Annotated in this window: 21 protein-coding genes; 10 read left to right on the top strand and 11 right to left on the bottom strand. The window is 69.9% G+C overall.

The genetic code is table 11. The features are described from left to right. Window positions 1-95: 95 nt before the first annotated feature. From QHG49_RS17795 to QHG49_RS17785, 3 genes are all read right to left on the bottom strand, one after another. Complete coding sequence (locus QHG49_RS17795; protein ID WP_159703043.1) at window positions 96-1,481, bottom strand: serine hydrolase; 1,386 nt, start codon at window positions 1,479-1,481, stop codon at window positions 96-98. A gap of 142 nt (window positions 1,482-1,623) precedes the next feature. Next, window positions 1,624-1,818, bottom strand: a complete 195-nt coding sequence (locus QHG49_RS17790) for a DNA/RNA helicase domain-containing protein (RefSeq protein ID WP_301490327.1) — start codon at window positions 1,816-1,818, stop codon at window positions 1,624-1,626. A gap of 95 nt (window positions 1,819-1,913) precedes the next feature. Next, window positions 1,914-2,624, bottom strand: coding sequence for a TetR/AcrR family transcriptional regulator (locus tag QHG49_RS17785; RefSeq protein ID WP_301490326.1), 711 nt, complete (start codon window positions 2,622-2,624; stop codon window positions 1,914-1,916). A gap of 70 nt (window positions 2,625-2,694) precedes the next feature. On the opposite strand from QHG49_RS17785, the gene QHG49_RS17780 reads away from it, so the two are divergent. After that, on the top strand, window positions 2,695-3,810 hold the full coding sequence (locus QHG49_RS17780) for an NAD(P)/FAD-dependent oxidoreductase (RefSeq protein ID WP_301490325.1): 1,116 nt from the start codon (window positions 2,695-2,697) through the stop codon (window positions 3,808-3,810). Window positions 3,811-3,834: 24 nt separating this feature from the next. Here the strand turns inward: QHG49_RS17780 and dnaB are convergent, their stop codons facing one another. Further along, entirely contained in the window at window positions 3,835-5,313 is a 1,479-nt protein-coding gene (gene dnaB, locus QHG49_RS17775; protein ID WP_111585712.1) for a replicative DNA helicase, read from the bottom strand. Between the two features lie 482 nt (window positions 5,314-5,795). On the opposite strand from dnaB, the gene QHG49_RS17770 reads away from it, so the two are divergent. Beyond that, window positions 5,796-7,133, top strand: coding sequence for an MATE family efflux transporter (locus QHG49_RS17770; RefSeq protein ID WP_301490324.1), 1,338 nt, complete (start codon window positions 5,796-5,798; stop codon window positions 7,131-7,133). Between the two features lie 129 nt (window positions 7,134-7,262). Here the strand turns inward: QHG49_RS17770 and rplI are convergent, their stop codons facing one another. The 4 genes from rplI to rpsF all read right to left on the bottom strand — a co-directional run bounded on the left by rplI (window position 7,263) and on the right by rpsF (window position 8,963). Then, the gene (gene rplI / locus QHG49_RS17765) at window positions 7,263-7,709 is read right to left on the bottom strand and encodes a 50S ribosomal protein L9 (RefSeq protein ID WP_037650447.1); all 447 of its coding nucleotides are present in this window, start codon (window positions 7,707-7,709) and stop codon (window positions 7,263-7,265) included. Window positions 7,710-7,727: 18 nt separating this feature from the next. Beyond that, window positions 7,728-7,964: a 30S ribosomal protein S18 gene (rpsR, locus tag QHG49_RS17760; RefSeq protein WP_003949403.1), complete on the bottom strand. Its 237-nt coding sequence runs from the start codon at window positions 7,962-7,964 to the stop codon at window positions 7,728-7,730. Window positions 7,965-8,005: 41 nt separating this feature from the next. Continuing rightward, complete coding sequence (locus QHG49_RS17755; RefSeq protein WP_145488778.1) at window positions 8,006-8,599, bottom strand: single-stranded DNA-binding protein; 594 nt, start codon at window positions 8,597-8,599, stop codon at window positions 8,006-8,008. A 73-nt stretch (window positions 8,600-8,672) separates the two neighbouring features. Continuing rightward, window positions 8,673-8,963 (bottom strand): 30S ribosomal protein S6, encoded by a 291-nt coding sequence (gene rpsF, locus QHG49_RS17750; protein WP_037650441.1) that lies wholly within the window; start codon window positions 8,961-8,963, stop codon window positions 8,673-8,675. 282 nt (window positions 8,964-9,245) lie between these two features. Here rpsF and QHG49_RS17745 point away from each other — a divergent pair, with 282 nt between their 5' ends. The 3 genes from QHG49_RS17745 to QHG49_RS17735 all read left to right on the top strand — a co-directional run bounded on the left by QHG49_RS17745 (window position 9,246) and on the right by QHG49_RS17735 (window position 11,971). Next, window positions 9,246-9,557, top strand: coding sequence for a hypothetical protein (locus QHG49_RS17745; protein ID WP_145488779.1), 312 nt, complete (start codon window positions 9,246-9,248; stop codon window positions 9,555-9,557). A gap of 177 nt (window positions 9,558-9,734) precedes the next feature. Beyond that, window positions 9,735-10,856 carry a peptidoglycan bridge formation glycyltransferase FemA/FemB family protein gene (locus QHG49_RS17740; RefSeq protein WP_145488781.1) on the top strand — a complete coding sequence of 374 codons (1,122 nt, stop codon included), beginning with the start codon at window positions 9,735-9,737 and terminating at the stop codon, window positions 10,854-10,856. Between the two features lie 83 nt (window positions 10,857-10,939). Next, on the top strand, window positions 10,940-11,971 hold the full coding sequence (locus QHG49_RS17735) for an alanine racemase (protein ID WP_111585707.1): 1,032 nt from the start codon (window positions 10,940-10,942) through the stop codon (window positions 11,969-11,971). A gap of 185 nt (window positions 11,972-12,156) precedes the next feature. Here QHG49_RS17735 and QHG49_RS17730 read toward each other — a convergent pair whose 3' ends face one another. After that, the gene (locus tag QHG49_RS17730) at window positions 12,157-13,701 is read right to left on the bottom strand and encodes a glycosyltransferase family 87 protein (protein WP_301490321.1); all 1,545 of its coding nucleotides are present in this window, start codon (window positions 13,699-13,701) and stop codon (window positions 12,157-12,159) included. Window positions 13,702-13,831: 130 nt separating this feature from the next. Beyond that, a complete protein-coding gene (locus tag QHG49_RS17725; RefSeq protein ID WP_301490320.1) occupies window positions 13,832-16,546 on the bottom strand; it encodes a transglycosylase domain-containing protein in 2,715 nt (904 codons plus the stop codon). A gap of 395 nt (window positions 16,547-16,941) precedes the next feature. On the opposite strand from QHG49_RS17725, the gene QHG49_RS17720 reads away from it, so the two are divergent. The 3 genes from QHG49_RS17720 (at window position 16,942) to QHG49_RS17710 (ending at window position 20,147) form a co-directional block, all read left to right on the top strand. Next, window positions 16,942-17,625 (top strand): PadR family transcriptional regulator, encoded by a 684-nt coding sequence (locus QHG49_RS17720; RefSeq protein WP_301490319.1) that lies wholly within the window; start codon window positions 16,942-16,944, stop codon window positions 17,623-17,625. 43 nt (window positions 17,626-17,668) lie between these two features. Beyond that, window positions 17,669-18,751, top strand: coding sequence for an inositol-3-phosphate synthase (locus tag QHG49_RS17715; RefSeq protein ID WP_145488788.1), 1,083 nt, complete (start codon window positions 17,669-17,671; stop codon window positions 18,749-18,751). Window positions 18,752-18,842: 91 nt separating this feature from the next. Continuing rightward, window positions 18,843-20,147: an MFS transporter gene (locus QHG49_RS17710; RefSeq protein WP_159703058.1), complete on the top strand. Its 1,305-nt coding sequence runs from the start codon at window positions 18,843-18,845 to the stop codon at window positions 20,145-20,147. A gap of 66 nt (window positions 20,148-20,213) precedes the next feature. On the opposite strand, the gene QHG49_RS17705 is transcribed toward QHG49_RS17710, so the two are convergent. Then, window positions 20,214-21,680, bottom strand: coding sequence for a CCA tRNA nucleotidyltransferase (locus QHG49_RS17705; protein WP_145488791.1), 1,467 nt, complete (start codon window positions 21,678-21,680; stop codon window positions 20,214-20,216). A 279-nt stretch (window positions 21,681-21,959) separates the two neighbouring features. On the opposite strand from QHG49_RS17705, the gene QHG49_RS17700 reads away from it, so the two are divergent. Together QHG49_RS17700 and murJ are read left to right on the top strand one after the other, a co-directional pair. Continuing rightward, window positions 21,960-24,332 (top strand): DUF6049 family protein, encoded by a 2,373-nt coding sequence (locus tag QHG49_RS17700; protein WP_301490317.1) that lies wholly within the window; start codon window positions 21,960-21,962, stop codon window positions 24,330-24,332. A gap of 46 nt (window positions 24,333-24,378) precedes the next feature. Next, window positions 24,379-26,772, top strand: a complete 2,394-nt coding sequence (murJ, locus tag QHG49_RS17695; protein WP_159703064.1) for a murein biosynthesis integral membrane protein MurJ — start codon at window positions 24,379-24,381, stop codon at window positions 26,770-26,772. The last annotated feature ends 13 nt before the right edge of the window (window positions 26,773-26,785 follow it).

Below are 26,785 nucleotides of genomic sequence, written 5' to 3'. Positions count from 1 at the left end.
CGAACTCCGCTCCCACGACGGGGAGCGGACGACGAGAAAGGGGTGCATCGGGTGTTTCACGTGAAACACCCGATGCACCCCCTTCCGCCTTCGGACTAGTCGACGCCCCGCCAGCCCTGCGGGTCCACGCCGCCCGGCACCGGCGCCTCGGGGTCGTACGGCTGCCGGGTGAACACGAACGAGCCGAGGTCGAGGTGGCTCAGGGAGCCGTCCGGCCGCCGTACGGGCCGCAGCAGCTCCCCGGCGTAGTAGTCCTCCAGACCCGTCCAGGTGCCGTCGCCGTTCGGCCGGAAGCGGGACCCACGGCCGCCGCCGGTCAGCGGGCCGAGCGAGAGGTGACCGTCGGCCGTCACCCGCAGGCCGAAGGCACCGGTCCCCCAGTACCACTGCCCGGCCAGCTCCAGCACCGCCGGGTCGACCGCACGCAGCGGGCGCCAGGGCTCGGGGATACGGGGTTCCGCCTCGGCGACGATCCGTACGAGGTCGTCGCCCACCGCGCCCAGGGACGGCCCGCTGGTGCAGTTGGTGAGCACCACCGCGGCCACGTCGTCCTCCAGGCTGATGGTGAGGTTCGCCAGGAAGCCGGGCAGCGAACCGGAGTGGCCGAACAGCAGGTGTCCGTCACGGGCGTGGAGCTGCAAGCCGAGGCCATAGGTGACACCGTCCACCACATCGGCGGCCTCGGCAGGCGCGGCCGGGGTCCGCATCTCGCGCACCGACTCCGCGCCGAGCACCCGCTCGTCGCCGTGGGCCAGGAACACCGCGAACTTCGCCAGGTCCCCCGTGGTCGACCACAGTTGGCCGGCGGACGCCATCCGGCCGAGGTCCTCCACCGGTTCCGGCAGCAGGGCGTCGGCCCACGGGTGCACCGCCCAGCCGCCCGCGTGCGGGGCCTCCGGCCGGGCGGTGGTGCGGTGCAGGCCGAGCGGTTCGAGGATCTCCCGGCGCAGCACTTCCTCCCAGGGGGCGCCGCGCAGTTCCTCCACCAGCGCGCCGAGCACCGTGTAGCCGGTGTTGGAGTAGTGGTGCAGACGGCCCGCGGGGTGCAGCAGGGGCTGTTCGCCGAGCACATCGGCGAGTTCGGGCCGCAGGGAGCCCGGTGTCCGCTCCCACCAGGGCCCGGGCGACTCGGCCGCCACCCCGGAGGTGTGCGCGAGCAGTTCGGCGATCGTGGCCTCCCCCACGCCGGTGCCCGGCAGATGCTTGTCCAGCGGATCGCCGAGGTCGAGGACGCCCTCGTCGCGCAGCCGCATCACCAGTACGGCCGTGAAGGTCTTGGTGATCGAGCCGATCCGGTACTGCACGTTCTCGTCCGGCGCGTGCCCGTCCACCGAACTACGCGCCCCGTGCCACACGGTCTGCCCGCCACGCACCACGGCGGCGACCAACGACGGCGCCCGCCCCTCGCTCTGCGCGACGGCGATCCTGTGCAGCAGCGCGCGCTGGGTCCCCGGGAGCAGCGCATCCTGTGAAGTCGTCATTCCCCCAGTCCACCTGCTGGAACGCCGTGCGTCGAATCCATTTCCGACGCCTGCGACAGGTCGGGCGGGCCCTGCGACAGGCATCGCACCGTACGCCCGCCCGTCTCCTTCACAACCTCACGGCTCGGCCGAAGAGCCCACCTCACGGTCGTGCCGTGTACCGGTCGAACGCCTCACGCACCTGGACCGCCATGCCGGACGGATCAGTGCGGCGAGTGGTGTCCACCGTGTGGACCTCGGACAGCATCGGGAAACGGAGTTCTGCCGACAGCGGTAGCGCCAGGGTGGTCTTCCCGGCCCCGGGCGCCCCGGAGACGAGCACGATGCGACGGGGCACCCGACCGAAGATGCAGGGGCCCACGGCCTTCCGTGACACTCTCTCAGTTTCGGCGCACCTAGGTCAGGTTGTGTGGCATCAAATGCTCTCGCCGACTATGGCCGGTCCGGCTCCTCGGCCGCACGTCGCCTTGAGACGCGGGCCTCGATGCCGTCGAGCAGGAAGTCGAGGCCGATCCGGAAGGTGTGATCGGCGTCCAGGTGGGCGGCGTCGCGCACCACCGTGGCCAGCGAGGGGAACCGGCCGGTGGCGAAGGTCCGCTTCAGGTAGGGCCCGAGTGAGGCCTGCCAGCGCCTCTCGTCCATCCCGCCGGCCCGCTCGGCTCGCCGCTCGGCGATCTCCCGCCGCACCGCGCCGATCACATACGCGTTGACCGCGGCGACCACCGGCATGGCGTCGTCCAGGTCGAAGCCGTCGAGCTGGGCCACCACGGTCTCGCCGTTGGCCAGCGCGTGTGGGCCGAGCTGCGGTCGGCCGCCGAGCAGATCGGCGAGCCATTCGTGCGCGTGGGCGACCTGCCGGGTGGTTTCGGCAAGAGAGCGCAGCATCTCCCGCCAGCCGTCTCCCGTCGGCCGGATCTCGGCATAGGCCGCGTCGACCATCAGGTCGAGCAGCTCCTCCTTGCCCGCGATGTAGCTGTACAGCCGCATCGGCCCGACACCCAGCGCGGTGGCGACCTTGCGCAGCGACACCGCGTCCAGGCCGTCCGCGTCGGCCAGCCGGATCGCCGTTCGCACGATGCGTTCCCGGTTCAGCGGGGCCGGCACCGGTCGGTCCGGCGGCTCCGGCCTCTCCCACACCAACATGCCGCCAACGATACATAGCATCGCTCGATACAGTGTATCGACCAGTACGCCGTATCGGGGAGAGGCAACCATGACCATCGCCATCGTCGGAGCCAGCCTCGGCGGCCTGGCTCTCGCCCGCGTGCTGCACGTGCACGGCATGGACTCCGTCGTGTACGAACGCGAGCCGTCACGCGGCGCGCGCGGTCAGGGCGGCATGCTCGACATCCACTCCGGCCAGCGGGCGCTGCGCGAGGCCGGTCTCCTCGACCGGTTCCACGCGATCGCCCGGGGCGAGGGCCAGGACATGCGCCTCCTCGAACCGGACGGCACCCTCCTGCTCCAGGAGGACACACCCGACGACGCCCCGCTCGACCGGCCCGAGGTCGACCGCGCCGACCTGCGCGATCTGCTGCTGGACCCCCTCCCCGACGACACGGTCCGCTGGGGTCACGCGTTCACCTCCGCCGGCAACGGCCGGCTGGACCTCGCCGACGGCGGCAGTGCCACGTACGACCTGCTGGTCGGCGCGGACGGCGCGAACTCCCGGGTCCGCGCGCTGCTCACCGACGCCCGCCCGGCGCACATCGGCCAGAACGTCGTCGAGGTCGGCATCCCCGACGTCGACCGCACACACCCCGGCCTCGCGGCGATGGTCGGACGCGGCAACTACTGGGTGCTCGGCGACGGGATATCCCTGGCGGCGCAGCGCAACGGCGACGGCCGCGTGCGCATCGGCATCAGCTTCCACAACACCGCCGAGGACTGGTTCGCCACCAGCGGGATCCCGTTCGACGACCCGGCCGCCGCCCGGGCACGGCTGACCGGCCTGCTCTCCGGCTGGGACGCACGGTTCACCGCGCTGATCGCGGCGTGCGACGACGTGATCGTGCCGCGCTCGATCACCGCCCTCCCGGTCGGCCTGACCTGGCCGGCGGCGCCGGACGTCACCCTGCTCGGCGATGCCGCGCATCTGATGCCACCGGTGGGCCAGGGCGCCAACATGGCCCTGCTCGACGGCGCCCTGCTCGGTCTCGCCCTGGCCGCGCACCCCGACGACTTCCCCGCCGCCGTCGCGGAATACGAACGCGAGATGTTCGAACGCACCGGCGCCGCCGCCCGGATGTCCGCGAGGATGCAGGACATGCTGGCGTCGCCGGGCGCCGCCCGGAAGATGCTCGCGTTCTTCCAGCCCGACGGCGCCTGAAACCCTGCGCGTCTCTCGCGTCGGTCAGGTCTGCGCCATGTCCACGAAGCGCGAGTAGTGGCCCTGGAAGGCGACCGTGATGGTGGCCGTGGGGCCGTTACGGTGCTTGGCGACGATCAGGTCGGCCTCGCCCGCGCGGGGGGACTCCTTCTCGTAGGCGTCCTCGCGGTGCAGCAGGATGACCATGTCGGCGTCCTGCTCGATCGAGCCGGACTCACGCAGGTCGGAGACCATCGGCTTCTTGTCGGTGCGCTGTTCGGGGCCACGGTTGAGCTGGGACAGCGCGATGACCGGGATCTCCAGCTCCTTGGCGAGGAGCTTGAGGTTACGGGACATGTCCGAGACCTCCTGCTGGCGGCTCTCGGCGCGCTTGGAGCCGCCGGACTGCATCAGCTGGAGGTAGTCGATGACGACGAGTTTCAGGTCATTGCGCTGCTTGAGGCGGCGGCACTTGGCCCGGATCTCCATCATCGACAGGTTCGGGGAGTCGTCGATGTAGAGCGGGGCGGCCGAGACGTCCGGCATCCGGCGGGCGAGCCGCGTCCAGTCCTCGTCGGTCATCGTGCCGGAGCGCATGTGGTGCAGGGCAACGCGGGCCTCGGCGGACAGCAGACGCATCGCGATCTCGTTGCGCCCCATTTCGAGCGAGAAGATGACGCTCGGCAGGTTGTTCTTGATCGACGCGGCCCGCGCGAAGTCCAGCGCCAGTGTCGACTTACCCATGGCGGGACGGGCCGCGATGACGATCATCTGACCGGGGTGCAGTCCGTTGGTGAGCGAGTCGAAGTCGGTGAACCCGGTGGGCACACCGGTCATCTCGCCGCTGCGCGAGCCGATCGCCTCGATCTCGTCGAGGGCACCCTCCATGATGTCGCCCAGCGGCAGATAGTCCTCGCTGGTGCGCTGCTCGGTGACGGCGTAGATCTCGGCCTGGGCGCTGTTGACGATCTCGTCGACGTCGCCGTCGGCCGCGTATCCCATCTGCGTGATCCGGGTACCGGCCTCGACCAGGCGGCGCAGTACGGCCCGCTCGTGGACGATCTCCGCGTAGTACTCGGCGTTGGCCGCCGTCGGCACGGTCTGGACCAGGCTGTGCAGATACGCCGCGCCGCCGACCTTGTTGATCTCGCCGCGCTTGGTGAGTTCCGCGGCGATGGTGATCGGGTCGGCCGGCTCGCCCTTGGCGTAGATGTCCAGGATCGCCTGGTAGATCGTCTCGTGCGCGGGCTTGTAGAAGTCGTGGCCCTTGAGGATCTCGACGACGTCGGCGATGGCGTCCTTGGACAGCAGCATGCCGCCGAGCACCGACTGCTCGGCGTCGAGGTCCTGCGGGGGCACCCGCTCGAAGGACGAACCGCCGCCGTCCCAGCCGGTGTTGTCCCGGCCCCGGTCGTGCTGCTCGTCACGGCCCCGGCCGCCCTCGGGTCGCCGACGGGAGGCCGGCAGACGATCACTGGGCCCGCTGTCGGCCCACGGATCGTCCAAGGGCTCGGAAATGCTCACCGAGCCACCTCCTCCCGTCGCACGGCGGACCTCGCCGTGTCCTCTTTTGTACGGCACGACACTGACAAATCGAGGGGCCCAACTCCGCTCAAGGCGCGTCGGTTTTGTGCCGTTTCCCGAGCCTCGGAGGCATCGCCTGCCGGGGCCCGGAGAAGGAGCGGGCGCCGGACCACGGTAGGCCCGTCGGCACCGTCAGCCAATCTGGTTATCCACAGGCCATGTGGACGACGACCCCAATGCTGTGGAGAACTCGCCGAAACCTGTGCACGACCCGGTGGACAGCCCTGTGAACAAGCCCTCGATCCCTTCCAGGGCACGTCTCTGACCTGCGGTTTCGGCGTCCACCGGCTGTGCAGAAGAAAAACTTTCCCGGTCGGACCAAGATCGGTTCGAACGGTGCGCGAGCGGACGGCGTCCAGGATCGCAAGTAAGGGTCACAACACAATTGCATCTCTTACCTGTGGACGATTACATTAGCGCCCATGACCCAGGCTCCCGAGATCCCCGAGGCCACCCGCCGGAGGCACGACCGAGAGATCGTCGCGCTGGCCGTCCCGGCCTTCGGCGCGCTCGTCGCCGAGCCTCTCTTCGTCATGGCGGACAGTGCCATTGTCGGCCACCTCGGCACCGCCCAGCTCGCCGGTCTCGGCGTCGCCTCCGCCCTCCTGACCACCGCCGTGAGCGTGTTCGTCTTCCTCGCCTACGCCACCACGGCCGCCGTGGCCCGCCGGGTCGGCGCGGGCGATCGTCCGGGTGCCATCCGCCAGGGCATGGACGGCATCTGGCTGGCGCTGCTGCTCGGGTCCGCCGTCATCGCCGTCGTTCTCCCGCTGGCACCCGGCATCGTGGACCTCTTCGGCGCGTCCACCACGGCCGCTCCCTACGCCACGACCTATCTGCGCATCTCTTCCCTCGGCATCCCGGCCATGCTCATGGTGCTCGCCGCGACCGGGGTGCTCCGCGGTCTCCAGGACACCAGGACGCCGCTCTATGTCGCCGTCGGCGGTTTCATCGCCAACGCCGTCCTCAATCTGACCCTGGTCTACGGGGTCGGACTGGGCATCGCCGGCTCGGCCTGGGGCACGGTGATCGCACAGTGCGCCATGGCGGCCGTCTATCTGGCCGTGGTCGTACGCGGCGCCCGTCGGCACGGCGCGTCCCTGCGTCCGGACGCGGCCGGGATCCGCGCCTCGGCGCAGGCCGGTGTCCCGCTTCTGGTCCGCACCCTGTCGCTGCGCGCGATCCTCATGATCGCCACCGCCGTCGCGGCCCGTCTCGGTGACGCCGACATAGCCGCCCACCAGATCATCCTGTCGCTGTGGAGCCTGCTGGCCTTCGCGCTCGACGCCATCGCGATCGCGGGGCAGGCCATCATCGGCCGCTACCTCGGAGCGGCCGACACCGAGGGCGCCCGCGCAGCCTGCCGACGGATGGTCCAGTGGGGCATCGCCACCGGTGTCGTACTCGGACTGCTGGTCGTCGCGGCCCGGCCGCTCTTCCTGCCGCTGTTCACCGGCGACCCGGTGGTCAAGGACGCGGCGCTGCCCGCGCTGCTGATCGTGGCCTTGTCCCAGCCGATCTGCGGGATCGTCTTCGTCCTGGACGGCGTCCTGATGGGCGCGGGCGACGGACCGTATCTGGCCGGGGCGATGCTGGTGACCCTGGCGGTGTTCGTCCCGGCGGCCCTGCTCGTCCCGGTGTTCGGCGGCGGGCTGACCGCGCTCTGGGCCGCGATGACACTGATGATGACCGTCCGCATGGCCACCCTGTGGTGGCGCAGCCGCTCGGGCCGCTGGCTGGTGACGGGCGCGACCCGCTGACCGTTTCACGTGAAACATCGCCGAGGCACCCCTTCCGGCACGCACCGACAACGGAGGAGGCAACGGAAGAGGGACCGTACCCGCGATGGGTACGGCCCCTCTTCTCAGCTGCTCAGACCGAGCGCTGGGTCACGCGGAGACGACCTCGATGGCGACCTTGGCGGCCACCTCGGGGTGCAGACGCACGGACGTCTCGTGGGAGCCCAGGGTCTTGATCGGGGCGCCCAGCTCGATGCGGCGCTTGTCGACCTCGGGGCCACCGGAAGCCTTGATCGCGGACGCGACGTCGGCCGGGGTGACGGAACCGAAGAGACGACCGGCGTCGCCGGAGCGAACGGCCAGACGGACCTTCACGCCCTCGAGCTGGGCCTTGACCTGGTTGGCCTGCTCGATGGTCTGGATCTCGTGGATCTTGCGCGCACGACGGATCTGCGCGACGTCCTTCTCGCCACCCTTGGTCCAGCGGATAGCGAACTTCCGCGGGATCAGGTAGTTGCGAGCGTAGCCGTCCTTGACGTCGACAACGTCGCCGGCGGCACCGAGGCCGGAGACCTCGTGGGTGAGGATGATCTTCATGAGTCGGTCACCCTTCCCTTATCGCGCGGTGGACGTGTAGGGCAGCAGCGCCATCTCACGGCTGTTCTTCACGGCCGTGGCGACGTCACGCTGGTGCTGCGTGCAGTTGCCGGTCACGCGGCGGGCACGGATCTTGCCGCGGTCGGAAATGAACTTCCGCAGCATGTTCGTGTCCTTGTAGTCCACGTACGTGACCTTGTCCTTGCAGAAAGCGCAGACCTTCTTCTTAGGCTTGCGCACAGGCGGCTTCGCCATGGTGTTTCTCCTGTGTGATCAAGAAGTGTGGGATACGAGCCCTAGAAAGGAGGCTCGTCCGAGTAGCCGCCGCCCTGGTTGCCACCGGAGCCGCCGCCCCAGCCGCCGCCACCCTGGTTGCCACCGGCGGGAGCGCCGGTCGCCCACGGGTCGTCGGCCGGAGCGCCGCCACCCTGCTGGCCGCCACCGGAGCCACCGCCCCAGCCGCCGCCACCCTGGCCGCCACCGCTGCCGCCGCCGTAACCACCCTGGCCACCGCGACCGGCGCCACCGGAGGTCTTGGTGACCTTGGCCGTGGCATTGCGCAGGCTGGGGCCGACCTCGTCGACGTCCAGCTCGTAGACCGTGCGCTTGACGCCCTCACGGTCCTCGTAGGACCGCTGCTTCAGCCGGCCCTGCACGAGCACGCGCATGCCTCGCTGGAGCGACTCGGCGACGTTCTCCGCCGCCTGACGCCAGACCGAGCAGGTCAGGAACAGGCTCTCGCCGTCCTTCCACTCGTTGGTCTGGCGGTCGAAGGTGCGGGGAGTGGACGCGATACGGAACTTCGCGACCGCCGCACCGGACGGGGTGAAGCGCAGCTCGGGGTCGTCGACAAGATTGCCGATGACCGTGATGACGGTCTCGCCTGCCATGGGGGAACCTCTCGGCGGGTTTGCTGCTGGCTGCTTGCTGCTACTCGAATCCCGGGATCAGCTGAGCCGAGGCTCAGTGCATCTCGGGACGGAGGACCTTGGTCCGGAGGACCGACTCGTTCAGGTTCATCTGGCGGTCGAGCTCCTTGACGACCGCAGGCTCGGCCTGCAGGTCGATGACCGAGTAGATGCCCTCGGGCTTCTTCTTGATCTCGTAGGCGAGACGACGACGGCCCCAGGTGTCGACCTTCTCCACCTTGCCGCCGCCATCACGGACGACGGACATGAAGTTCTCGATCAGCGGGGAGACAGCACGCTCCTCGAGATCGGGGTCGAGGATGACCATCACCTCGTAGTGACGCATGTGGAACCCACCTCCTTTGGACTCAGCGGCCACGGTCGTTCCGTGGCAGGAGGGTCTAATGCGTTCGCAACGGTATCGGCCGGCACTGACAATCAGGGGTTTCCACTGACGATCAGGGCTCCGCGAGGATTCCCCGCCGCGGATCCGGGCAGACACCGGTGCAGACGGTACAGACTACCCGCACACCCGCTTCCGGTTGAAATCCGGCCGTGAGGGCCGACAATCTGTACACGTCGGGTGTGTACGGCGCTACGACGCGCCGCCTTCCGCAGGAGGTGCCCCATGGCACAGGCTTTGCAGCCCAACACCGCCGGATCGCTCTTCGCCACCGACGGCAAGTCCCATCCGCTCCCGGACATCCTGATGGCCGTGACGCTGTTCCTGGGACTGCTGTCCTTCATCACCGCGTTCTTCCCCGGCCTGCACCTGCTCACGTCCTGGGCCGGTCTGGTCGGCATCCTCACCGGCGCGTACGGGCAGTGGGTCTCGGTGACCACGCGCGAGCGCTTCGGGCTGATCCTGGGCCTCGGCGCCTCCGGGGTCGGCCTGCTGATCGGCATGTCGCACGGCGGGCTGTTCGGCGGCCTCTTCTGAGGCGTCCCCACCCGGGGCCCCCGCCGCGAAGACGATCTCCGCGGCGGCGGCCCCGCGCGGGCGGGCCCTTCTGAGCCGTCCGCCCCATCGGGGTGCTCACGGGGCGCAGTAGGCTTCGGCGCGAGAGCCGGAGCCCCTGAACCCATGGGGACACACCAGCCCGAGGAGCGCCCCGACATGAGCCTGACCCTGAGGACCATCAGCCGAGAGCAGCATCTGGCATTCATCCAGAGCCTGCCGTCGGCGAGCCACATGCAGGTCCCGGCCTGGGCCGACGTGAAGGCGGAGTGGCGCTCGGAGAGCCTCGGCTGGTTCGACGAGCGCACCGGTCAGCTGGTCGGCGTGGGCCTGGTTCTCTACCGCCAGCTGCCCAAGATCAAGCGCTACCTCGCCTATCTGCCCGAGGGCCCGGTCATCAACTGGTACGCGCCGAACCTGGACGACTGGATCCAGCCGATGCTCGCGCACCTGAAGCAGCAGGGCGCCTTCTCCGTGAAGATGGGCCCGCCGGTGATCATCCGGCGCTGGAACGCCGAGACGATCAAGAAGGGCATCCAGGACCAGGACGTCAAGCGCCTGCGCGACCTGGAGGCCGACTACATCGAGCCGCGCGCCTTCGAGGTCGCCGACAAGCTGCGCCGCATGGGCTGGCAGCAGGGCGAGGACGGCGGCGCGGGCTTCGGCGACGTCCAGCCGCGCTACGTCTACCAGGTGCCGCTGGCGAACCGCTCCCTGGAAGAGGTCCACAAGAACTTCAACCAGCTGTGGCGCCGCAACATCAAGAAGGCCGAGAAGGCCGGCGTCGAGGTCGTCCAGGGCGGCTACCAGGACCTCGCCGAGTGGCAGCGGCTGTACGAGATCACGGCCGTGCGCGACCACTTCCGGCCGCGCCCGCTGTCGTACTTCCAGCGCATGTGGACGGCCCTCAACACCGAGGACCCCAACCGCATGCGGCTGTACTTCGCCCGGCACAACGGCGTGAACCTGTCCGCGGCCACCATGCTGATCGTCGGCGGCCACGTCTGGTACTCCTACGGCGCCTCCGACAACATCGGCCGCGAGGTCCGGCCCTCGAACGCGATGCAGTGGCGCATGCTGCGTGACGCCTACGCGCTCGGGGCGACCGTCTACGACCTGCGCGGCATCTCCGACTCGCTGGACGAGTCGGACCACCTGTTCGGCCTGATCCAGTTCAAGGTCGGCACGGGCGGACAGGCCGCCGAGTACCTCGGCGAATGGGACTTCCCGCTGAACAAGCTGCTCCACAAGGCGCTCGACATCTACATGTCGCGCCGCTGAGCAGCCGGCGTTTGATTCCATAGGGTTCACAGCACTCACACCCCCGTTACACCTCAGCCACGAGAAAGGGTCCGGGTCCGGCCATGGCGCTCACGCTCTACGTCGACACCGCGCGCTGGCGGGCGCACCACAAGCACGTGCAGGAGCAGTTCCCGGGCCTGGTCCCGGTCTGCAAGGGCAACGGCTACGGCTTCGGGCACGAACGGCTCTCCGAGGAGGCCACCCGGCTCGGCTCGGATCTCCTCGCCGTCGGCACCACGTACGAGGCCGCGCGCATCAAGGACTACTTCGGCGGCGACCTGCTGGTGCTGACGCCCTACCGGCGCGGCGAGGAGCCGGTGCCGCTGCCCGACCGGGTGGTCCGTTCGGTCTCCTCGATCGACGGCGTGTACGGCCTGGTGGGCGCGCGTGTCGTCATCGAGGTGATGTCCTCGATGAAGCGGCACGGCATCAGCGAGCAGGACCTGCCGCAGCTGCACCAGGCCATAGAGAACGTCCGCCTGGAGGGCTTCGCCATCCATCTGCCGCTGGACCGCACCGACGGCTCGGACGCCGTCGAGGAGGTCATCGGCTGGATGGACCGGCTGCGCGCGGCCCGGCTGCCGCTGCACACGATGTTCGTCAGCCACCTCAAGGCCGACGAACTCGTCCGGCTCCAGCAGCAGTTCCCGCAGACCCGGTTCCGCGCCCGCATCGGCACGCGGCTGTGGCTGGGGGACCACGAGGCCACCCAGTACCGCGGTGCCGTCCTGGACGTCACCCGGGTGACCAAGGGCGACCGGTTCGGCTACCGGCAGCAGAAGGCGGCCTCCGACGGCTTCCTGGTGGTCGTGGCGGGCGGTACGTCGCACGGGGTGGGCCTGGAGGCCCCGAAGGCCCTGCACGGCGTCATGCCGCGCGCCAAGGGCGTCGCCCGCGCCGGTCTCGCCACGGTCAACCGGAATCTCTCCCCGTTCGTCTGGGACGGCAAGCAGCGCTGGTTCGCCGAGCCGCCGCACATGCAGGTGTCGATCCTGTTCGTGCCCGCGGACGCCGCGGAACCCAAGGTCGGCGACGAACTGGTGGCCCATCTGCGGCACACCACCACGCAGTTCGACCGCATCGTGGACTGCTGACCGGCCGGGCACTACCGGTCCGGGACAACGGAAAGGCCGTACACGGAACTCCGTGTACGGCCTTCCTCATGTCCTCGTTCGCCCTCATGTCCTCGTCGCGGTCGCCCTCATGTCCGCGGTCATGGCCGCGGACAAGAGGCGGTGGGCCGAGGCGGCGGCGTGGGCCGTTCAGCCGAGCCGTTCGCTCACAGCGAACGATGCTGCGGGGGCGCCGTCTCCGGCCTGCCCCACTCCACCTGCGGCGTCCCGTGCGGGGCGGCGTGCCGCGGCGGATGGTCCACCGCGGCGAAGGCGAAGACGTCCTCCGCCCCGTCGAGCACCCCGCCCGAGGGATCGTCGTCCCCGGACCGGCGCACCACGTCCCGCTCCGGCATCAGGATGTCGCGTACGACGACGGCGCACAGGTACAGCGTGCCCAGCAGGTGCAGCGCGATCGCCCACTGGTAGCCGTGCGTCGGCAGTCCCTTGTGGGCGTCTCCGCTGGTCGTGTAGGCGAGGTACATCCAGATGCCGAGGAAGTACGCCACCTCGCACGCCTGCCAGATCAGGAAGTCCCGCCACTTGGGCCGGGCGAGGGCCGCCAGCGGCACCAGCCAGAGCACGTACTGCGGCGAGTAGACCTTGTTGGTGAGGACGAAGACCGCCACGATCAGGAAGGCCAGCTGGGCGAAGCGCGGCCGGCGCGGGGCGGTGAACGTGAGCACGGCGATGCCGAGGGAGCACAGCACCATCAGCACGGTGGCGGCGGTGTTCACGAAGTCGGTGCTGGGCGGGTGGTTCGAGTTCTGGGACCAGATCAGCCAGAACGAGCCGAAGTCGACGCCCCGGTCATGGCTGAACGAGTAGAACTTCGACCAGCCCGGGAAGGCGAACAGCATCACCGGCACGTTCACCACCAGCCAGGCGACCGCCGTTCCCGCCGCCGCCTGTCCGAACTCCCGCCATCTGCCGGCCCGCCAGCACAGCACGAGCAGCGGGCCGAGCAGGAGCACGGGGTAGAGCTTGGCGGCCGTGGCGAGCCCCAGGAGGACGCCGAAGGCGACCGGGCGGCTGCGGGCCCACATCAGCATCGCGGCGGCCGTCAGCGCCACCGCCAGCAGGTCCCAGTTGATGGTGGCGGTCAGCGCCGCCGCGGGCGCCAGAGCGACCAGCAGGCCGTCCCAGGGGCGCCGGCGGTGGGTGCGGGCCGCGCAGACGGCGAGTACGGCCGTGCAGAGCATCAGCATCGCGGCGTTGACGAACCAGTACCACTGCTCCTGGTGCTGGATGCCGCCGCTGTGCGGGGTCAGCCAGGAGGCCACCTGCATGAACACTCCGGTCAGCACCGGGTACTCGAGATAGCCCATGCCGCCGGAGAGGGCGTCCGGGAGCTTGTCGAAGTAGGGCACGAGGTGGTCGGCGAATCCGCGGCCCTGGTAGAGGTGCGGAATGTCCGAGTAGCAGGCCTTCGTGTACTGGGAGCTGGCGCCGAAGAACCAGGCGCTGTGGTAGCACGGCGCCTTCTGGACCAGGCCCAGGGCGAACATGCCGATCGCGACGAGCGCGACGATCCGCACGGGCGTCCACCAGGAGGTTCCGAGCAGGGCGTACCGCCCGATCGGGCCGCCGACCAGCTCACTGCCGGCCGCCGCCACCTCGTCCTCCCTGGTCGGCCGCACCGGCTCCGGCGGGGCGGACCGCTCCGGCTCGGGCTCGTACACGCCCGGGGGTGTCATCTCTGCACTGGGCATGGGCCACATCCTGCCGTACCTCCCCATGAAAACGCGGAGGGCCGCCGCACCTGGTGGGTGCGGCGGCCGATGTTCCACGTGAAACAGGCATGGCGGGCGATATGGCCGCCAACCGGTCGGACCGAGCGGGCTAGCCTTCCGGTCCCCAGATGGTTCCTCCGTTGCCGTTGCCGTTGCCATTGCCCCGGGTGCCGCCGTCGGTGTTGGGATCGGTGGCCGTCGTCGAGGGCGTCGGCCCGCCGTCCGCGCCTCCGGCGCCGTCCCCTCCGGGACCGTTGCCGTTGGCACCGCCGTTGTCGTTGCCCCCGTCGGTGCAGCCGAAGAAGCCGCAGGTCTGGCTGTTCGACGGGCTCGGGGACACGCTGGTGCTCGGCGACGGGCTCGTGGACGGGCTCGTGGACGGGCTCGGCGAGGTCGACGGGGTCGGCGTCGGGCTCGGCTCGGGGTTCAGCGCGACGCCGATGGGCTCGGGCGTCGGGAACGTCAGCGCGGGCTGACCCTCGAGTGCCTGGGTCATGTAGTCGTGGAAGATCTCCGACGGGAACGAGGCGCCGTGGATCTGCTTCTGGCCGCCCGTTCCGTACATCTCCAGGAACGTGCGCTGCTTGTTGTTCGCGTTGTCGTCCAGGCGGAACATGCTGATCGCGGTGGACAGCTGCGGGGTGTAGCCGACGAACCAGGCCGACTTGTTGCCGTCGGTGGTACCGGTCTTGCCGGCCACCTCGCGTCCGGGCAGCCGGGCGTTGGTACCCGTGCCCTTGTCGACCACCGTCCGCAGGACGTCGGTGACGTTGTTCGCCACGTTCGCCGGGTAGGCGTCCTTCGACTTCACCTCGTGGGTGTAGACGACACCGTCCTTGCTCTCGACCTTGTCGACCGAGTACGGGTCGTTCTGCTGCCCCTCGTTGGCGAAGGTGCCGTAGGCCCCGGCCATGCGGATGGCGCTCGGGTCGGAGGTACCGATCGAGAAGGACGGGTAGTTGGAGCTGGCCAGGCTGCTCTTCAGCAGGCCCGCGTCCAGCGCGGACTGCTCGACCTTGTCCAGGCCCACGTCCATGCCGAGCTGCACATAGGCGGAGTTGACCGAGAACTGCATCGCCGTACGCAGGTCGATCTTGTAGTCCGGCGCGTCGCCGGTGGACTCGTCGCCGTCGTTGGTCTGGAGCCACTCCTTGCCGTCCTTGTCCGTCCAGACGGTGTGGTCGTATTTCTCGATCTTGAGCTGGTTCTTGCCGCTGTACAGGCTCTTGGGCGAGGCGATCGTGCGCTGGTCCGGGCCCTGGTCCGCCGGTCCGTGCGGGTCGCGCACCCCCCACTTCATCGAGGCGGCCAGCACGAAGGGCTTGAACGTCGAACCCACCTGGGCGCCGGTCGAGTCGGCGTTGTCGGTGAAGTGCTTGGTCGCGTCCTCACCGCCGTAGATGGCCCTGATGGCGCCCGTCTTCGGCTCGACCGAGGCCCCGCCGAACTGGACGTAGGTGTCGTACTTCGGACGTTCCTTGGGCTTGATGTTCGCCTTCTGGACCTTCTTGATGGCGGCTTCCAGCGCGTTGACCTTCTTCTTGTCGAAGGTCGTGTGGATCCGGTAGCCGCCCTTCTGGAGGTCGTCCGCGGTGACATGGGTCTTGTCACTGTTGTTGATCAGGTAGGACTTGGCGAGGTCGACCAGATAACCGACCTGGCCGCTGAGCCGGCTGTTCGACCGCGGGTTCTGCGAGTGGGGGAGCGTGGTGTACTTGGCACGCTCGGTGGCGCTCAGATGGCCGTACTCGACCATCTTGTCGAGGGTGTCCTGCATCTGCCCCAGGGCGCGCTTCTTGTTCGCCTCGGCCGTGGCGTTGGGGTCGAGGGAGGTCGCGCCGGCCGGGTCGTAGTAGGTGGCGCCCTTCAGCATCGCCGCGAGGAAGGCGCACTGGCCGGGATTGAGCTGCTTGGCGTCGATGTTGAAGTACGCGCGCGAGGCCGCCTGGATGCCGTAGGCGCCGCGGCCGAAGTACGCCGAGTTCAGGTAACCGGCCATGATCTTCGGCTTGGACACCGTGGTGCCCACCTTGATCGCGACGAAGATCTCCTTGAACTTGCGGGAGAGGGTCTGCGACTGGTCGTCGAGCATGGCGTTCTTGACGTACTGCTGGGTGATCGTCGAACCACCCTGGGTCTGGCCGCCCCGGGCCATGTTGAAGACCGCTCGGGCGATACCCGACGGGTCCACGCCGCTGTCGGTCTCGAAGGTCTTGTTCTCCTGGGAGATGACGGCGTACCGCATCTCCTTGGGGATGTCCTCGTAGTTGATGATCTGCCGGTTGGTCTCGCCGCCGGTCGCGACCATCACCGATCCGTCGGACCAGTAGTAGACGTTGTTCTGCGCCTGCGCGGTCTTGGCCACGTCGGGGACGCTCACCATCGCGTACCCGAGGCCGGCGACGGCCACGATGCAGCCGACGAAGCCGATGAACATGCCCGACACGAGCTTCCAGGACGGCACCCACCGGTGCCACCCGTACTTGTCCGCGCGGGGATAGTCGATGATCCGCTTCTTGCCGGGCGGGGCCGTACGCCCCCGACCGCGTCCGGGTCCGGACGGACCGCCGGGACCGCCGGGACCACCGCGGCGGCCGACCGCGGGCTCGGCTCTGCGGCGTCCACCGCCGCTCTTCTGGGCCGCGCGCCGGGCCTCGGCGCGACCGCCGAGCGGCCGCCCCTCGTCTCCCGGAGAGTCGGCAGGCGATCCGCTGGCGCCTCGCGGTGCCGCGCGGCGGCCGGGGGACGAACCGGGCTGGCCGCGTCGGGCCGCGGCACGTCCGCCTCCCTGCGGCTGCGGCGGTTTGCGACGGTGCTCGCTCATCGAACGATTACTCCTCGGGCAGGCGCACCCTTGCGCGCCTGGACTGGCGGCTGGTTTCCGGGCCCCCCGACGTACGGATGTGGTCGGTCGCGCATTCACCCGTACTGCACCGGGGACGACGACGCCCCCCAGGCGTCGCATGGTTCCCGGTGGTCTGCATGCCGCACAGACTACGCACCGCCAAAACCCGCCGAGCCCCGAAGTTCACCCCAAACCAGGCAAGTTGCCTCCTACGAATCGGTTATGTGATCCCGTTCACCACCGTCCCTCTTGTCGCACGCGTGACGCCGTTCTATCGTCTTGATGTATCGAGTCGATACATCAGCGCGAGATAAAGACGCTGAGAAGGCACTGGGAGACCTGCGGTGGGAGCCGCGGGCCGGGAGGAGGCGACGATGAGCCGGCGCTCCGGCATCCTCGAGTTCGCCGTGCTCGGCCTGCTGCGCGAGTCCCCTATGCACGGTTACGAGCTGCGTAAACGACTCAACACGTCCCTGGGTGTGTTCCGCGCTTTCAGCTACGGGACCCTGTATCCCTGCCTCAAGACGCTGGTCGCGAGCGGCTGGTTGACCGAGGAGCCGGGCAACACCCACGAGGACGCCCTCGCCGCTCCCCTCGCCGGACGCCGCGCCAAGATCGTCTACCGGTTGACGGCGGAAGGTAAGGAGCACTTCGAGGAACTGCTCTCGCAGACCGGTCCCGACGCGTACGAGGACGAGCACTTCGCCGCACGGTTCGCTTTCTTCGGGCAGACCTCGCGCGATGTGCGCATGCGCGTGCTGGAGGGCCGGCGCAGCCGGCTGGAGGAGCGCCTGGAGAAGATGCGCGCCTCCCTGACCCGGACGCGGGAGCGCCTGGACGACTACACACTCGAGCTCCAGCGCCACGGGATGGAATCCGTGGAGCGCGAAGTGCGCTGGCTGAACGAGCTCATCGAGAGCGAGCGAGCCGGACGGGACCTGAGAAGGCCCGCGTCCGGGGGGCCCGCTCAACAGGACAACACCACTGGATCGACGGGCGGCCTGCCCCGTCCCGGGAGCACCTCCCGGACGGATCCGCCCGGCGACACCGCCACGTGAGTCCCAGTCAGGGCCTCACTCGTACACACAGGGAGCAACCGGAATGGGTTCGGTTCGCGTAGCCATCGTCGGCGTGGGCAACTGCGCCGCGTCGCTGGTGCAGGGAGTCGAGTACTACAAGGACGCCGACGCGGCGGCCAAGGTCCCCGGCCTGATGCACGTGCAGTTCGGTGAGTACCACGTACGCGACATCGAGTTCGTGGCCGCGTTCGACGTGGACGCCAAGAAGGTCGGCCTCGACCTCGCGGACGCGATCGGCGCCTCCGAGAACAACACCATCAAGATCTGCGACGTCCCGAACAGCGGCGTCACCGTGCAGCGCGGCCACACCCTCGACGGTCTGGGCAAGTACTACCGCCAGACCATCGAGGAGTCGGAGGCCGAGCCGGTCGACGTCGTCCAGATCCTGAAGGACAAGCAGGTCGACGTTCTGGTCTGCTACCTGCCGGTCGGCTCCGAGGCCGCGGCGAAGTTCTATGCCCAGTGCGCCATCGACGCCAAGGTCGCCTTCGTCAACGCCCTCCCGGTCTTCATCGCCGGTACCAAGGAGTGGGCGGACAAGTTCACCGAGGCCGGTGTGCCGATCGTCGGTGACGACATCAAGTCCCAGGTCGGCGCCACCATCACGCACCGCGTCATGGCGAAGCTGTTCGAGGACCGCGGTGTCATCCTGGACCGCACGATGCAGCTGAACGTCGGCGGCAACATGGACTTCAAGAACATGCTCGAGCGCGAGCGCCTGGAGTCCAAGAAGATCTCCAAGACGCAGGCCGTCACCTCCCAGATCCCCGACCGGGACCTCGGCGAGAAGAACGTCCACATCGGCCCGTCCGACTACGTGGCCTGGCTGGACGACCGCAAGTGGGCCTACGTCCGCCTCGAGGGCCGTGCCTTCGGCGACGTCCCGCTGAACCTGGAGTACAAGCTCGAGGTCTGGGACTCCCCGAACTCCGCCGGTGTCATCATCGACGCCCTGCGTGCCGCGAAGATCGCCAAGGACCGCGGCATCGGCGGCCCGATCCTCTCCGCGTCCTCGTACTTCATGAAGTCCCCGCCGGTGCAGTACTTCGACGACGAGGCCCGCGAGAACGTCGAGAAGTTCATCCGTGGTGACGTCGAGCGCTGACTCGACACGGAAATCGCTCCTGCCAGGGCTGTGAAGTGAAGGTCCCCGGGTCCCGACCCGGGGACCTTCCGCATATGTGAGGCTGTGCCCCATGCCCGTCGTCCGTGATCTGCGCGCCCTGTTGCGCCTGCGGTACTTCCGGCGCCTGCTGTACGTCCGTCTGCTGTCCCAGGGCGCCGACGGCGTCTACCAGGTCGCGCTCGCCGCCTACGTCGTCTTCTCCCCGGAGAAACAGACCTCGGCGGCCGCGATCGCCTCGGCGATGGCGGTGCTGCTGCTCCCCTACTCGCTCGTCGGCCCCTTCGCGGGCGTCCTGCTGGACCGCTGGCGGCGCCGTCAGGTGTTCGTCCACGGCAATCTGCTGCGCGCCCTGCTGGCCGTCGGCACCGCCGCGCTGATGGCGGGCGATGTCCCGGCCTGGCTCTTCTACGTCTCCGCGCTGTGTGTCACGGCCGTCAACCGCTTCATCCTCGCCGGGCTCTCCGCGGCTCTGCCCCGCGTGGTCGACGCCGAACGCCTGGTGATCGCCAACTCCCTGTCCCCGACCGCCGGCACGCTCGCCGCCACCGCCGGGGGTGGGCTCGCCTTCGGGGTACGGCTGCTGTCCTCGGGCTCCGACGCCGCGGTGGTGCTGCTGGGCGCCCTGCTCTATCTGTGCGCGGGCCTGGTCTCCCTGAGCATGGCGCCCGCCCTCCTCGGCCCCGACCGGCAGCAGCTGCAACCGCATCTGACGACCGCGCTCGCCGACACGGCACGCGATCTGCTCGCCGCCATCCGGCATCTGGCCGCACCCCGGCGCCGGGAGGCGGCCTGGGCGCTGGCCTCGATGACGCTGATGCGCTTCTGCTACGGCGCGCTCCTCGTCCTGCTGCTCATGCTGTGCCGCTACACGCTCTCGTCCGGCCCCGAGGAAGGGCTGCGGCTCCTCGGTCTGGCGCTGGCCCTGTCCGGTGCCGGGTTCTTCGCGGCGGCCGCCGTGACGCCCTGGACGGCGGGACGGCTGGGGCCGCTGCGCTGGATCGTGGTGTGCTCGGCGGCGGCCGCGTTACTGGAACCCGCGCTCGGCCTGCCGTTCACCACCGCACCGCTGCTCGCCGCCGCCTTCGTGCTGGGGCTGATCACCCAGGGCGCCAAGATCGCGACCGACACCATCGTCCAGTCCCATGTGGACGACGGCTTTCGCGGGCGGATCTTCTCCGTCTACGACGTCCTCTTCAATGTGGCCTTCGTCGGCGCGGCCGGGGTGGCGGCCCTGATGCTCCCGCCGGACGGCAGATCGCCCCTGCTGGTCGTCCTGGTCGCCGTGATCTACGCGTTCGTCGCCGTGCTGCTGGCGTACTTCGAACGGCTGCTGCGGGAAGCCGGAAAAGAGAAAGAGGGTCGATGTTTCACGTGAAACATCGACCCTCGGCACGGTCGGCCCGGCGGATGTTTCACGTGAAACAACGGCCGGGCCGCACCCTCACTCCTGTCCGGCCCACCACTCCTTGAGCGCGGCCACCGCGGCCTCGTGCTCCATCGGCCCGTTCTCCAGGCGCAGCTCCAGCAGGTGCTTGTACGCCTTGCCGATCACCGGGCCGGGAGTGACGCCCAGGATCTCCATGATCTGGTTGCCGTCGAGGTCCGGGCGGATCGAGTCCAGCTCCTCCTGCTCCTGAAGCTGGGCGATGCGCTCCTCCAGGCCGTCGTAGGCCCGGGACAGCGTGGCCGCCTTCCGCTTGTTGCGGGTCGTGCAATCGGAGCGGGTCAGCTTGTGCAGACGGTCCAGCAGCGGGCCCGCGTCACGGACGTAGCGGCGGACCGCCGAGTCCGTCCACTCCCCGGTGCCGTAGCCGTGGAAGCGCAGATGGAGTTCGACCAGCCGTGAGACGTCCTTCACCAGCTCGTTGGAGTACTTCAGGGCGGTCATGCGCTTCTTGGTCATCTTGGCGCCGACCACCTCGTGGTGGTGGAAGGAGACCCGGCCGTCCTTCTCGAAGCGGCGGGTGCGCGGCTTGCCGATGTCGTGCAGCAGCGCGGACAGCCGCAGCGCGAGATCGGGACCGTTCTCCTCCAGCGCCATCGCCTGTTCCAGAACGATCAGCGTGTGCTCGTAGACGTCCTTGTGCCGGTGGTGCTCGTCGCTCTCCAGGCGCAGCGCCGGCAGCTCGGGCAGCACATGGGCGGCGAGCCCGGTGTCCACGAGCAGGGTCAGCCCCTTGCGCGGGTGGTCGGAGAGGATCAGCTTGTTCAGCTCGTCCCGGACTCGCTCCGCCGAGACGATCTCGATGCGCCCGGCCATGTCCGTCATGGCGGCGACGACCTCGGGAGCGACCTCGAAGTCCAGCTGGGCGGCGAACCGGGCGGCCCGCATCATCCGCAGCGGATCGTCCGAGAAGGAATCCTCCGGCGTGCCCGGCGTCCGCAGCACCCGGGCCGCGAGGTCCACCAGACCGCCGTACGGATCGATGAACTCCTTCTCCGGCAGGGCCACGGCCATCGCGTTGACCGTGAAGTCCCGGCGGACCAGATCCTGCTCGATGGAGTCGCCGTAGGAGACCTCGGGCTTGCGCGAGGTGCGGTCGTACGCCTCCGACCGGTAGGTCGTGATCTCGATCTGGAAGGTCATGTCGGTGTCCCCGACCCGGGCGCCCTTGTGCGCGCCGACGGTGCCGAAGGCGATCCCCACCTCCCAGACCGCGTCGGCCCAGGGCCGGACGATCTTCAGCACGTCCTCAGGACGGGCATCGGTGGTGAAGTCCAGATCGTTGCCGAGCCGGCCGAGCAGTGCGTCGCGCACCGAGCCGCCGACCAGGGCGAGGGAGAACCCCGCCTCCTGGAATCGGCGGGCGAGATCGTCGGCGACCGGCGCCACCCGCAGCAGCTCGGTGACCGCGCGCTGCTGGGCCTGGCTCAGGGCGGAGGGAGTGTCTTCGTTGGGGTTCGGCACAACAGAAGAGGGTACGTGCCCCGGGCGCTCCGGGGCGCCCCCATTCGGCCCGGGACCCGGCCCGCAGCGGGCCGCGGACGGCTTCCGGCATACCCGTGCAAGCCCAGCTCTTGCGGCGTACGGCGCCTCTCCCCTCGATACTGGATATAGAGGACGGGCCGTCTCCGTCCAGCGATCTTGTGACCTGGTCCGCGGCACTTCCGCTCGGCGCACATCGTTACCATGCGGGGACGCACATTCCGACGACCACTGAGACGACGACGAGGGACGGGCGAGCGCGTGGCCGAGGCGGCTGACTTCCAGGGGACCAGTGCCTCACCCGCGCGCCGATGGCTGCGGCGCACCGGAGCCCTGCTCGCCGGGGCGCCTCTGCTGGCCGGGCTGCTCCAGCTGCCCGCCGCCGCGCCGGCCGCCGCCGCCTCCGGGGACCCGGTGTCCGTCTCCGTGGACTCGATGAGTCCCAACGCCCCCACGGACGGCGACACCCTCACCGTCTCCGGCACGGTGACCAACAACGGCAAGCAGGCCGTCACCGGTGCCCATGTGGGTCTGCGGGTCGGCCCGATACTGAACACCCGCTCCGGGATCAGCGACGTGGCCCAGCACCCCGACGAGCTCCAGGGGATCAGCGGCTCCGAGGTCGGTGACAAGTACGCGCAGAAGTTCGCCGAGCTGGCGCCGGGCGTCGCCGAGCACTTCAGCATCTCCGTGCCGGTGGACAAGCTCGACCTCGGTGCGGACGGTGTCTACGAGTTCGGGGTCGCCCTGTCCGGGCAGACCTCCGCCCAGCCCTGGCAGCAGGTGCTCGGCGTGCAGCGGACGTTCCTGCCCTGGCAGCCGTCCGACGCCGACACCAAGACCAGGACGACGGTCCTGTGGCCGCTGCTGTCCACCGTCCACATGACGGCCAAGACGGGCGCCGGCGAGCTGCAGACGCCGGTGTTCTCCAACGACGAGCTGGCCAAGGAGCTCGCGCCGGGCGGCCGGCTCGACCAGATGGTCGGCCTCGGCAAGGACCTGGACGTCACCTGGGTGATCGACCCCGACCTGCTGGCCTCCGTGGACGCCATGGCATCGGGCAACTACCGGCTCCAGGGGGACGGCGACACCACGGTCGCGGGTCCCAAGGAGCACCAGGCGCTCGCCAAGCAGTGGCTGGCGAACCTCCAGAAGGCGGTGGTGGGCAAGGAGGTCGTCGCGCTGCCCTTCGCCGACCCCGACCTGGCCTCCCTCGCGCACCGCGGCACCAGCGTCACCGGCTCCCTCAGCCACCTCAAGGACGCCACCGACGTCGCCGCCACCACCGTGAAGACCGTGCTCCACGTCACACCGAGCACGGATTACGCGTGGCCGGTGAACGGCGCCGTGGACCCGTCGATCATGAGGGTCGCGACCTCAGCGGGCGCGGACCGGGTGATCGCCCGCAGCGACAGCCTCCAGGAGACGGCCGGGCTGTCGTACACGCCCTCCGCCGCGCGCCCGGTCGGCGGGGGCACCACGGCGGTCGTGGCCGACGCCAAGCTGTCCACGGCCTTCGAGGACGATCTGACGAAGGCGGGCTCTTCCACGCTCGCCGTGCAGGAGTTCCTGGCCCAGAGCCTTGAGATCAACGCGCAGACGGACCAGCAGCGCAGCATCGTGGTCGCCCCGCAGCGCCTGCCCACGGCGGCCCAGGCGAAGGCGATGGCCGCGGCCGTGCGGGCGCTCCAGGGCGGCACCTGGTCCCAGGCGCAGGACCTGACGGCGGCGGCCAAGGCCAAGCCCGACCCGGACGCCACCACGCGCATCCCGTCGACCTCGGCCTACCCGTCGTACCTGCGCCGCCAGGAGCTGCCGGCCTTGGCCTTCCAGCAGATCGCCCGGACCCAGGACAAGCTCGACGACTTCCAGGTGATCCTCTCCGACCAGTCCCGTGTGGTCACCCCGTTCGGGCGGGCCATAAACCGCGGGATGTCCACGTCGTGGCGGGGCCAGAGCGGGGACGGGGACGGCTTCCGCAGCGGCGTCGAGGCGTGGCTGGACGATCTGGCCGGGCAGGTCAAACTGATCGACAAGTCCGAGACCAAGCTGTCCGGACGCAGCGCGACCATCCCGGTGACCGTCCAGAACAACCTCGTACAGCCGGTCGGCCATCTGGTGCTGCGGCTCACCTCGACCCAGCCGACCCGACTGAAGATCGGCGGCAAGGCGTACTACGAGCAGTCCGTCGACATCGCCGGCGGTCACGCCCAGTCCGTGAAGTTCAGCACCTCGGCCAACGCCAACGGCCGGGCCACGGTGATCGCCCAGCTGTACACCGAGGACGGCCAGGAGTACGGCGCCCCCGTCAGCTTCGATGTGAAGGTCACCGAGGTCACCCCCACGGTGATGCTGGTCATCGGCGGCGGTGTGCTGCTCCTCGTCCTCGCCGGCTTCCGGATGTACACCCAGCGCAAGCGGGCGGCCGCCCGCCAGGCCGGAGAGGGCGGCTCGGGCGCGGCGGGGGAGCACTCCGACGAGCCCGGGAACCCCGACGCCCCCGGGGATCGTCTCCCGGGGGAGCCCGACTCCGCCGCGGGGGCAGACGACCCGGAGCAGCCGAGTGACCCTGCGCCGGACACCGCACCGGAAAGCACCGACCCGTCCGGGACGGGTGAGAGAGTGGACCGTTGAGCGATGTCGTGGCCGGTGGGCCCGGGACGATGAGGTGGGGTAAGGCATGAACGCGCCGTACGACGGTGACCGCGGCCAGGGCGCGGCCGGCTCGGGCTACCCCGAGACGCCGCCCGAGCCCGGCCAGGTGCCGCCGCAGCAAGCGGCGGACATGTACCTCCAGGACGCCTACGACCAGGATCCCTACCGGGCACACGATCTGACCGCCCAGGACCCCGTCGCCGAGGCGCTCTACGACCGTGCCGCGCACCCCCCGCCACCCCCGGGCACCTACGAGCAGCCGCTGTACGGGCAGCCCGCCCAGTCGCCGTACGCGCCCGACCCGCGGGTGTGGGCGCAGACCCCGGCGCCCGAGCCGGACGGCGCGGCGCCCTACATGCCCTACGGCGACGACCCGCGCACTACCCAGTTCGTGGGCGTGGACGACCTGGTCTCGAACTCCGGCGAGGAGTACCACGAGCCGGACGCGTTCGCGCATCTCTTCAAGGACCAGCAGCAGAGCCGCGGGCACGCGCCGGTGGACTCCCCGGGCGTCCCGGGACCGGCCGCCGCGCCGAGCACGGGCGCCGCGCCCGGCGGTCAGTACCCGCCGGCCTACGGCCGGCAGCCGCAGCAGCAGAATCCGTACGCCGGGCAGGGGCACCCGGCCGCGCCCGCCGCGCCCTACGCCTCCGCCCAGAACCCGACGCAGCCCCCGGTGTCCGCACCGGTCGGGGCCCCGGTTCCCGGCGTCCCGTCCGGGTCCGGCCCGGCCGAGACCGTCATGGCGCCCGTGGCCTCGGTGGCGACCGCCCCGCCCGCCAAGAAGGGCGGCAAGGTCGGCGGGCTGATGAAGTCCAGCGCCGTCATGGCGGCCGGCACCCTGGTCTCCCGGCTCACCGGCTTCGTCCGCTCCGCGCTGATCGTCTCCGCGCTCGGCCTCGGCTTCCTCGGCGACTCCTTCCAGGTCGCCTACCAGCTGCCGACCATGATCTACATCCTCACCGTCGGCGGCGGCCTCAACTCGGTGTTCGTGCCGCAGCTGGTCCGCTCGATGAAGGAGGACGAGGACGGCGGCGAGGCCTTCGCCAACCGCCTGCTGACCCTCGTGATGGTGGCGCTGGCGGCGCTGACCGCTCTCGCGATGTTCGCGGCGCCCCTGCTGGTCCGCCTGATCTCCAACCCGGTCGCCAGCAACCCGGCGGCCAACGAGGTCGCGGTCACCTTCACCCGCTACTTCCTGCCCTCGATCTTCTTCATGGGCATCCATGTGGTGATGGGTCAGGTCCTCAACGCGCGCGGCAAGTTCGGCGCGATGATGTGGACCCCGGTCCTGAACAACATCGTCATCATCGTGACGCTGGGCATGTTCATCTGGGTCTACGGCACCGCCGCCCACTCCCACATGACGGTCACGAACATCCCGCCGCAGGGTCAGCGCCTGCTCGGCGTCGGTGTGCTGCTCGGCCTGGTCGTGCAGGCGCTGGCGATGATCCCCTATCTGCGCGAGACCGGGTTCCGGATCCGGCCGCGGTTCGACTGGCGCGGCCACGGCCTGGGCAAGGCGGCGGCGCTCGCCAAGTGGACGTTCCTGTTCGTCCTCGCCAACCAGGCCGGCGCCATGATCGTCACCCAGCTCTCCACGGCGGCCGGCAAGGACTCCAACGTCTCGGGCACCGGTTTCGCCGCCTACGCCAACGCCCAGCTGATCTGGGGCCTGCCGCAGGCCATCATCACGGTCTCCCTGATGGCCGCCCTGCTGCCGCGCATCTCCCGCTCGGCCTCCGAGGGCGACGGCGGCGCCGTACGCGACGACATCTCCCAGGGCCTGCGGACCACGGCGGTCGCCATCGTGCCGGTCGCCTTCGGCTTCGTGGCGCTGGGCATCCCGGTGTGCACCCTGATCTTCGGCAGCTCGGGCACCAGCTCGGCCACCAACATGGGCTACATGCTGATGGCCTTCGGCCTCGGCCTGATCCCGTTCTCGGTGCAGTACGTCGTCCTGCGCGCCTTCTACGCCTATGAGGACACCCGCACCCCCTTCTACAACACGGTCATCGTCGCCGCGGTCAACGCGGGCGCCTCGGCCCTGTGCTACGTCCTGCTGCCGGCCCGCTGGGCGGTCGCCGGTATGGCGGCCGCGTACGGTATCGCCTACGCCATCGGCGTCGTCGTCGCCTGGCGGCGGCTGCGCAAGCGCCTCGGCGGCGACCTGGACGGCGCCCGGGTGCTGCGGACGTACGCCCGGCTGTGCATCGCCTCGGTACCGGCGGCCCTGCTCAGCGGTGCGGCCTGCTACGGCATCGGGCACACTCTCGGCCAGGGCGTCATCGGCTCCTTCGCGGCGCTGGTCGCCGGCGGGGCCGTACTGCTCGGTGTCTTCTTCGTCGCCGCCCGCCGGATGCGGATCGACGAGCTCAACTCGCTCGTGGGGATGGTGCGCGGGCGTCTGGGCCGTTGAGGCGGGGGTAAGC

Source organism: Streptomyces sp. WP-1 (assembly GCF_030450125.1).
GTDB classification, from domain to species: domain Bacteria; phylum Actinomycetota; class Actinomycetes; order Streptomycetales; family Streptomycetaceae; genus Streptomyces; species Streptomyces incarnatus.
This window is presented reverse-complemented; position numbering and strand designations above follow the sequence as displayed.